Consider the following 606-nt stretch of genomic DNA (forward strand, 5'->3'; position numbering starts at 1 on the left):
CATCCATTTCCTTGCCGGAGTAACGGATGAAGCGGTATTCGATTTCCGATTCCGGGGCCATCCACGCGGTTTCGCCGAACGGGTAATAGCCTTCTTCGCTGGTGATGACGGCCTCTTCATTGAGCTCCATCACACAAGAGCCGAGATGGTCTTCGAGGGTATAGCGCAGTTGGGTGTTGGCGGCAGGCGGATTGCTCACCCAATGCAGACACCGCGCGTTGCCGACGCTGATGATGTGCAGCTCTTCGCCGTTGTCTTTGCTGCGGATTTCCAGGCCGGGCAGGTAGCGCACTTTATCGATGTGACTGACCCCCCTGGCGACCGTTTCGCGATATTTGAGTACCCGCACGCCCTGGCTGTAGCGGTAATTCTCGGTGTCGTTGGCGCTGTCCTTGCGAATGACCAGATCTATATGTTCCAGCTCGTCACGATTGTTCCAGTGCAATGTCGGGCCGTGCCGCAGCCTGGATTGATTGCCGTGCAGGTCGAACCAGTTGCCAAAGTCCGGTTCGTCATCGCCGGTTTCCCGGCGTACTGCGCGATTGCTTTCACTGTCGATGTGCATACGCCTGGTGCGACAACCCTCGTCGCGCTGATGGCACAACT

At 57.8% G+C, this 606-nt stretch carries 1 pseudogene; it reads right to left on the bottom strand.

Annotated elements, in window-relative coordinates:
* A pseudogene (locus tag ND528_RS28085) lies at nt 1-565 on the bottom strand (toxin); the annotation flags it as partial.
* Nucleotides 566-606: the final 41 nt, after the last annotated feature.

Origin of the sequence: Pseudomonas mercuritolerans (genome assembly GCF_025706525.1) — a bacterium.
GTDB classification, from domain to species: Bacteria; Pseudomonadota; Gammaproteobacteria; order Pseudomonadales; family Pseudomonadaceae; genus Aquipseudomonas; species Aquipseudomonas mercuritolerans.